Below are 599 nucleotides of genomic sequence, written 5' to 3' on the forward strand. Positions count from 1 at the left end.
CGGCAGGCTGGCCAGGTTGACTGCCGAGATGCCCGGCGGCAGGCGGAAGCCGGCCCGCCGTTCGCGGTCGCGGGCGCCGTTGCAGGGGGCGTCGACGGTGAGGACGAGGGCTTCGTAGCCGGCGGCTTCGGCGCGGCGGACCAGTTCGAGGTTGAAGCCACGATCGTGCTGCAGGTAGAGCTGGAACCACAGGGGGCCGCGCTCGGGGTCGTCGCGGATGGCGTCGGCGACGGCTTCGAGGGGCATGCTGGCCTGGGTGCTGAGGACGAGGCCGGCTTCCTGGGCCGAGGCGGCGACCGCGGTGGCGAGTTCGCCGTCCGGGTGGGCCATGCGCTGGTAGGCCACCGGTGCGAGCAGGATCGGGTGGGCGAGCGTACGCCCGAGCAGACGGACCCGGGTATGTCCGCCGGCTACCGGACGCAGGATGCGTGGGTGCAGGCGGATGTTGTTCCAGGCGTAGCGGTTTTCGTGCACGGTGCCTTCGTCGGCCGCACCGCCGGCAAAGTAGGCCCAGGCGTTGGCGTCGAGCACCGTGCGGGCGTGGGCTTCATGGTCGCCAAGGGTGACGACGCCGGGGGGCAGGGTGGCAATGGCGGGAG

1 protein-coding gene is annotated in these 599 nt (G+C 72.5%); it reads right to left on the reverse strand.

Annotated features, from left to right (window positions below):
- Window positions 1–599, reverse strand: a 599-nt coding sequence (locus ETQ85_RS15205) for an alpha-hydroxy acid oxidase (protein WP_222862184.1), incomplete at both ends; no start/stop codon positions are given.

The organism is Zoogloea oleivorans (genome assembly GCF_008107625.1).
Taxonomy (GTDB): domain Bacteria; phylum Pseudomonadota; class Gammaproteobacteria; order Burkholderiales; family Rhodocyclaceae; genus Zoogloea; species Zoogloea oleivorans.